We start from the raw sequence: 7,443 nt of genomic DNA, 5'->3' as shown, positions 1-7,443 counted from the left end.
CCGGCGTTTGAGGACGAGGCCCCTTCAGGGCCGAAAGGGGGGTCTGGGGGCGCAGCCCCCAGGGATGGGACGGGTAGGGGCGGCGGGGGCGAGAACCTCAGGTGCCGCTCAGCGGCCGATCTTCACCTTGCGCGACACACTCACCTGATCGACATCCGACGTCCGAACCGTCACCTTCATGGTCCACGTCCCGGCGATCGGCAGATTGAGGGAGTTCGTGCCCCAGTAACCGCCCTGGTCGGTCAGCTCGGCATTGAGCGGGCCGATCTTCTTGCTGGGCAGGGAGAACGACAGCCGCAGTTCGGGGACGATCGCGAAGCCGTCGTCGGGACCGAACACCACGGCCTGCACGGTGTTCACACCGACCCGCCCGGGCTCGAGGGTGACCTGCACCTTGCCATGCCCCCCCGGCGTACCGACGTCGAAGGGGATCGTCGTCGTGGACGCGGTGATCACCCCGGGCACCGGCGCGTCCGTGGCGGCCTCGGCCGCCTCCGCCGCGGCCCGCCCCGGCAACGTGGTCGTCAGGATGGTCGTGATCACCAACACCGCGATCCCGACGGCCACTTCGGCGAGCACGGAACGGCGCAGCCGACGACGGTAGAGGTCGGCGGAAGAAGAGGAGAGGCTGCTTTCACCGCGGACTTCTCCCTCGCCCTCGCCCTCGCCCTCGGAGGCCGCGGTCGACGGCCCCCCGACCGTCTCCGGCACCCGCTCCACGACCTTGGCCTCCGCCTCCGCCTCCACCCCCGCCTCCGCCTCCGGCATCAACAACCGCCCCGTCCAACGGCGCGAGACCCCGGCCGCGACCAGCAGCAGCGTCACCGCGCACAGCTTGGCGATCAGGATGCGGCCGTACGACGTACCGGTGAGCGCGTCCCAGGAGCCGAGGCCGCGCCAGGACTGGTAGACGCCGGTGACGGTCAGGACGGCCACCGATATGAAGGCCAGCCGGGAGAACCGGCCCACCGTGGACGCCGAAAGCGGCTCCGCCGCCTGGAGCAGGGTGAGCAGGGCCGCGAGGCCGCCCAGCCAGACGGCCATGGCGAGCAGATGCAGCACCGAGGACGCCATCGCCACCGGCACCTGGATCCCGGCCGACGCGTGCTCGGCGGCGGCCCACGTCAGCGTGAGACCGAGGGCGAGCGCACACCCGGCGCCAAGGAGGACCGGCTCGGTGCCGCGCTGCTTCCGGCGGCCGACCACCGTCAGGAGTACGGCCGCAGCGGCCAGGAGCGCGATCCGGGCGAGGAGTGCCACGCCGGGCCTGCTCGTCACGGTCCGTTCCAGCGTCGCCGGGTCGAAGGCGCCGGAAGGCCCGGTGCCGGCCTCGTACGGGCCGCGCAGCACAAGCAGGGCGACGGTGGACACGAGGAGGACCCACCACCCCGTCAGGACCAGCCTGCGCAGCGGGTCCGTGCTCGACGGGCGGCAGAGCAGCACGAAGACGACGGTGCCGACGAGCAGGGCCAGGGCCGCGTACGCCAGATAGCGGACGATGTCGTAGAGGGCGCTGGTGGCCGGGTTCTCGGTGGGGCCGGTGTCGATGGCCGCCGGGGTCGCTGAGGGCTCGCCGATGGAGAAGGTGAAGGCGCCCGAGATGGGGTGGCTGTCCGCCGAGACGACCCGCCAGGCCACGGTGAACGTGCCTTCGCCGAGGCCCTTGGGCAGGCTGACGCGCACCGCGTCCGAACGCCCGTCGACATGCTCGGCCTCGCCTGTGCTCACCCGCCGGCCGTCCGGATCGAAGGCGCGGAAGGAGTCGTCGAGCAGACCGACGGACTCGGTGAAGGTGAGGGTGACCTGTCGGGGCGCGGAGTCGAGGACGCTGCCGTCGCGGGGGTCGGTGCTGCGGAGAGCGGCGTGCGCGGACGCGGTGCCCGCCCCGCCGATGAGAAGGAGCAGGACGAGCGTGGTGCCCAGCAGCACCGCCCGCTGAACTCCCCGGAATCCCCGGAATCCCCGGTGTCCCCGGTATCCCCTTCTCTTCGTCCGTCCGCCGGTCACCGCGCGCTGCCCTTCTACGGCTCGTCGGTGGTCGCGCCCTTCGTTCCGCAGTCGGCCCACGTACCTTCTCCGTCTTCGGGACTTTTCGGCTCTCGTATACGTACGGACGATCCTGGCGCCCCGCTCACCCCCGCCGGAACCGGATTCGCCGTGGTCTTCACCACGTGGGCCGGGCGGAGACCCCGCCGTCCACGACCAGGTCGTGCCCGCTGACCCAGGACGCCAGCGGTGAGGCGAGGAAGACACACGCGTCGCCGATGTCCTCGGGCCGGCCCAACCTCCCTACGGGCGCCGCCTGTTGCCATCGCCGCACACCCTCCGGCCAGTCGTCCGCGAGCCCTTCCCGGTCGATGAGCCCGGGCGAGACGGTGTTGACGCGGATGCCGTACGGCCCGTACTCGAGGGCTGCCGACCGGGCGTGCATCACGACCGCCGCCTTCGAGGCGGAGTAGTGGGCATGGCCCGGCGCCGGACGAGCGGCCTCGATGGACGCGACGTGCGTGACACTGCCGCCATCACCACCCTCGACACCGTCGCCACCTTCGCCACTCACCTGCTCCCGCATGACCTCCACCGCGGCCTGCGTACAGGCGAAGACGCTCAGCAGGTTCGCGTCGACAACCGCCCGCCAGTCCGCGGCGGTCATCCCGGCCAGCTCCTGGACCGGCTGCACGCCCGCGTTGTTGACCAGCGCGTCGAGCCGTCCGCCGCCCCACTCGGCGGCCTCCCGCACCACCCGCCGGCACTCGTCCTCGACGGTGAGATCGCCCCGCAGTACGACGGCCCGCCCGCCCGACTCCTCGATCCGCGCGACCACTTCGCGCGCGCCCTCGTCCGAGGTCCGGCAGTGCACGGCGACGGCGGCCCCCTCCGCCGCGAACCGCGACGCGATCCCGCGCCCGATCCCGCCACCGGCCCCGGTGACAAGGGCGACCTGACCGGCGAGCAGACGCGTGGAACCGCTGTGGGAACTGCTGGTGGAACCGCTGATGGAACTCCTGGGTGGCCTCATGGCCGACACAGTGCCTCGATACGGGCCGCCTCGGCCGGATAACGCGCGGCCAGCTCGACGGCGTCGCCGTGCTCGTACCCCTCGAAGGTGAACCCGGGCGCCATCGTGCACCCGAAGAACGTGAACGCGCCGCCCTCGACGACCCGCGCGCCCATCCAGGTACCGGCGGGAACGGTGAGCTGGGGTTCCTGGCCCCGCAGGAAATCGGGCCCCAGCACGGCCGTCCGGGTGGTGCCGTCGGGCGCGAGGAGCAGCATCTCCAGGGGATCGCCGAGGTAGAAGTGCCAGACCTCGTCGGAGGGAAGCCGGTGCAGCGCGGAGAAGTCGCCAGGCTCGGCGGTCAGCAGCGCGACGATCGCCGAGCCCTCCGGCCGCCCGTCGGCCCGCTCGGGCCCCGCCCATGTACGCCGGAACAGCCCGCCCTCACGCGGAATCGGCTCCAGTCCGTAGTGGGCGATCAGTGCGTCGGCCGTCACAGGTCCAGGTCCAGGCTCAGGCTCAGGTTTATCGGGGTTCGGGTTCACCCCGGAAAAGCTACCTCCCAGGGCAGGAATGCCAGTTGGGCGCGCTTCTGCGGCAGATACACGTCCGGCAGGTCGATCTCGGGCAGGACGACGACGGGACCGGCCACGAAGCCCTGCCGCAGAAAACGGGCGACGGCCTTCTCGTTGTCCACATCGGGATCGACCACGACCCGCCGCCGCGCCAGCCCGACCAGCACATACCGTGCCAGTACGGCCATCAGCGCGGCCGACCAGCCGGGTTGCCCGCCCTCCGGCCCGGCGGGCGCGAGCAGCAGATGGATGCCGATGTCGCCGGGCTCGACGGGGTAGCACTCGCCCACCCGGTCGGCCTCGGGCTCGTACGTCTGGAGCAGCGCGACCGCCGTACCGTCCTTCACCACCAGATAGGCGTGATGGGTGTCGAGGGTGTCCAAGTTGCCGTAGATCTCGGTGACCTGCTCCTCGCCGAGCCCGTTCATCCCCCAGCACTGGGCCCGTTGCGCACTCGCCCACCCGTGCACCACCGGGGCGTCGGCGACGGGGTCGAGCCGGAGCACGCGCACGGTGCCGAATCCGTCGACCACCTGTTCGTGCACGGCGGCACGGTCCGCGTAGGAGGGGGTGGCGGCCGGCGGGTCCTCCCGGGTCAGCCGCGCCCAGTCGGTGACGACGGGCACCAGCTCTCCCCTTGTCCACAGGGGGAGTTGATCGCGGTGGTGGGCGGAGCCCGGCACCCCGGAGGCGCCGAAGGGCACCACCCAGAGGCTGTCCTCACGCCGGGCCAGATCCCAGACGTACCTGGCGGCGGGCCCGCGCGCCACGAGGTCGGTGAGCCCGGGAACGGAGGAGGTGCTCAGCACGCAGTCGTGATCGCCGGCGAGCCCGGGTTCGTCGTACGGGTCGGCGGTGGGGGCGAGAGCCCGCCAGGGAAGCAGCCGGTGCCGCTCGCCCCAGGTCCCGGACCCTGACGGCGACTTCGCGGCCACCTCCGCGAGGGCTTCCCGTACGAGGGCGGCGCGCTCGATCCCGTACAACTCCCGTGCTGTCAGGAGCCCTTCGAGTGCGAAGGCGATCCGGGGCAGCAGGGCGAGCCAGGGGAGGAAGACCTCCGGGTACGCGGGCGGGACGGCCAGTGCGGCGAAGGCGGGGTGGGCGGCGAGGCGGCGTACGACGGCGGAACGCAGGTCCGCGTACGTGGCCGCCTCGGTGCTGTGGGCCTCCATCCGGCGGTCCCAGCGCAGGAGTCGGTCGCGCAGGGCGGCCTCCTCGGGGGTGAGTCCGTCGAGGGCGGCGAGGAGGTCGAGGAGCGGGGCGGCGGAGGCGAGGTGGGTGTCCATGTGGAGGGCGGGCAGGTCGGCCGCCGACCACTGGTCCCGCTCCTCGAGGAGCGCGCGGATACGGGCCGCCCGGTGCGGCGGCGCGAACTCGACCCCGAGCGGTGTCGCGAGCCCCCGGTGATTGGCCATGACGGCGAACCCGTCGTCGACGGTGCCGTACGGCGTCTCGTGCCGCCCGTGCCACTCGTGACCGGGTTCCCAGGCCCGCGCCGGCCGGGTCCGGTTGGTCTCGGCGCGGACGGGGACGTGGCCCGCGACCCGGTGCAGCAGCCCGTTCTCGGTGTCGGCGGCCTGGACGACGTTGACGGGCTCGGCCCACAGGTCGAGGGCACGGTCGACGTCGGCGACGCGGCTGGCACGGAGGAGGGGGAGGAGGGCGGAGAAGCCGAGGTCACCGGTGACGCGGGGCGGGTAGCGCAGACTGACCGCCGCTCCCGCGCGCTCGTCCCCACCCGTACCCCTGCCAAGACCCGCCTCGGGACCGATCACGACCACCCCGCGCCCGGTCTCGATCACCTCCACCTCGATCGGCTCTCCGCCCGCGACCTCGACCACCTCCGAGCGGACATCGGCCGACCGCCACGCCCCATCGGCTTCCAGAGCCTCAACTCCGCCCTCTGTACGGCGAATCCGCTCCTCGTACAGATCCTGGTAGTCGGCCATGGCGTTGGTGATGGCCCAGGCGACCGTGCCCGTGTGACCGAAGTGGGCGATCCCGGGAACGCCCGGGACGGCCAGCCCGACGACATCGAACTCCGGGCAGGCCAGCCGGACTTGCTGGTACACGCCGGGAGCCTCGATGAACCGGTGCGGGTCGCCCGCGATCAACGGGAGCCCGGTGACCGACCGTTCGCCGCTGACGAGCCAGCCGTTGCTGCCGGAGGTACCGGGCCCGTCGGTGGCGAACAGGGCAACGGCCTCGACGCCCAGCCGTTCCGCAACCTGTTCGCGCCAGAGCTTGGCCGGGAATCCGGCGAACAGGATGTGCGTGGCGAGCCAGACGCCGAGCGGGGTCCAGGGCTCCCAGCGGCCGGGGGCGAGGCCGGTCGCGGCGAACTCGGGTGCGCGGCCGGCCCCTTCGGCCAGCCCCTCGTTGACGCCGTCGACGTACGCCCGTACCCAGGCGGCGGTTTCGGGGTCCCGTCTCTCCAGGGTGGCATAGCAGTGTCTCGCGGTGTCGTCGAGGCGGGCGCGTCTCGCGAACACGTCCCAGCCGGCCGCGTCGGCGCCGAGGAAGGCGGCCGAGGTGCCCTGTGCGCGGTGGCGTTCGACCTCCAGCTGCCAGGCACGGTCGAGGGCGGTGACGCGACCCTGGCCACGGGCGAGTTCGTACGCGTCGTCCGCGCGCAGATGCGGGATGCCCCAATCGTCGCGGTAGAGCTCGGTGGCCATATCTGCATCCTCACTGGTCAGCAAGCTCTTCCGGGGCAAGGACTTCGTCTTCACCGTGACGGCCGTCACGACTGGTTCCCGTACGTCTGGATCGCCTGCGACACAGCCACGACCCGCACCCTGAGGTCCTACTTCCGCAAGGAGGCGGGCCTGCCGAAGCAGCGGGTGCACGGCCTCGGCTACTGGCGGCCGTAGGGCACCCCGGCCGCCTTCGGGGCATGATCGACGCATGGACGTCACCCTCCACCTCGCCCAGGACCCCGAGGCCGACGCGCTGCTCGGCCGCAGCCCGCTCGCCGCGCTGACCGGAATGCTGCTGGACCAGCAGGTTCCCATGGAGTGGGCGTTCAAGGGCCCGGCGACGATCGCCCAGCGCCTTGGCGCCGACGACCTCGACGCGCACGAGATCGCGGCGTACGACCCCGACGCCTTCGCCGCCCTCCTCTCCGACAAGCCGGCCGTGCACCGGTACCCGGGCTCGATGGCCAAGCGCATCCAGCAGCTCTGCCAGTACCTCGTCGAGCACTACGACGGGGACGCCGAGGGAGTCTGGCGGGACGCGACGACCGGCCAGGACCTCCTCAAGCGCCTCACCGACCTGCCGGGCTTCGGCAAACAGAAGGCCCAGATCTTCCTGGCCCTCCTCGGCAAGCAGCTCGGCGTGACACCCAAGGGCTGGCGCGAGGCGGCCGGCCCCTACGGCGAACCGAAGTCCTTCCGCTCCGTCGCCGACATCACCGGCCCCGATTCCCTGGTCAAGGTCCGGGCACACAAACAGGAAATGAAGGCGGCAGCAAAGGCCACGAAGGCCTCCGGCAAGTAGAGCGGCTGGCGGCACGGTCGCGCCCTCTCCGACGGCGCGCCCGCACGGCCCCGCGCACTTCGGTGACCGGCGACAACGGCTGAACTCGTCCGGGCCCGCGATCCAGCGCCCAAGCCGCGGCCACGCTTCCCCAACGCCCGGTCGCTCGACGCGCCCACACGGCCCCACGCACATCGGTGGGCGGCGACAACGGCCCGGCTCGTCCTGACCCGAGATCCAGCGCCCAAGCCGCGGCCACGCTTCCCCAACGCCCGGTCGCTCGACGCGCCCACACGGCCCCACGCGCTTCGATAGCTGGCGCCCGCGCCAACGGCCGAGCTCGCGCTGGCCCGCGGCCCAGCCCCCGGGCCGCGGGCCGCGGGCCGCGGG

Annotated in this window: 5 protein-coding genes and 1 pseudogene; 2 read left to right on the top strand and 4 right to left on the bottom strand. The window is 72.6% G+C overall.

The window, feature by feature from the left end; genetic code table 11:
* Window positions 1-108 precede the first annotated feature (108 nt).
* The 4 genes from ABZ855_RS47900 to ABZ855_RS47885 all read right to left on the bottom strand — a co-directional run bounded on the left by ABZ855_RS47900 (window position 109) and on the right by ABZ855_RS47885 (window position 6,251).
* Window positions 109-1,929 (bottom strand): copper resistance protein CopC, encoded by a 1,821-nt coding sequence (locus ABZ855_RS47900; RefSeq protein WP_360820250.1) that lies wholly within the window; start codon window positions 1,927-1,929, stop codon window positions 109-111.
* A 235-nt stretch (window positions 1,930-2,164) separates the two neighbouring features.
* On the bottom strand, window positions 2,165-3,019 hold the full coding sequence (locus ABZ855_RS47895) for a glucose 1-dehydrogenase (RefSeq protein WP_360820247.1): 855 nt from the start codon (window positions 3,017-3,019) through the stop codon (window positions 2,165-2,167).
* A complete protein-coding gene (locus ABZ855_RS47890) occupies window positions 3,016-3,495 on the bottom strand; it encodes a cupin domain-containing protein (protein ID WP_360820244.1) in 480 nt (159 codons plus the stop codon). The genes ABZ855_RS47895 and ABZ855_RS47890 overlap by 4 nt, the downstream gene beginning before the upstream one ends.
* Before the next feature lie 44 nt (window positions 3,496-3,539).
* Window positions 3,540-6,251 carry a GNAT family N-acetyltransferase gene (locus tag ABZ855_RS47885; protein ID WP_360820241.1) on the bottom strand — a complete coding sequence of 904 codons (2,712 nt, stop codon included), beginning with the start codon at window positions 6,249-6,251 and terminating at the stop codon, window positions 3,540-3,542.
* Window positions 6,252-6,329: 78 nt separating this feature from the next.
* On the opposite strand from ABZ855_RS47885, the pseudogene ABZ855_RS47880 reads away from it, so the two are divergent.
* A pseudogene (locus ABZ855_RS47880) lies at window positions 6,330-6,446 on the top strand (SIP domain-containing protein); the annotation flags it as partial.
* Window positions 6,447-6,480: 34 nt separating this feature from the next.
* Window positions 6,481-7,074 (top strand): HhH-GPD-type base excision DNA repair protein, encoded by a 594-nt coding sequence (locus ABZ855_RS47875; RefSeq protein WP_360820239.1) that lies wholly within the window; start codon window positions 6,481-6,483, stop codon window positions 7,072-7,074.
* The last annotated feature ends 369 nt before the right edge of the window (window positions 7,075-7,443 follow it).

The organism is Streptomyces sp. NPDC047042, assembly GCF_040644035.1.
Classification (GTDB): domain Bacteria; phylum Actinomycetota; class Actinomycetes; order Streptomycetales; family Streptomycetaceae; genus Streptomyces.
This window is presented reverse-complemented; position numbering and strand designations above follow the sequence as displayed.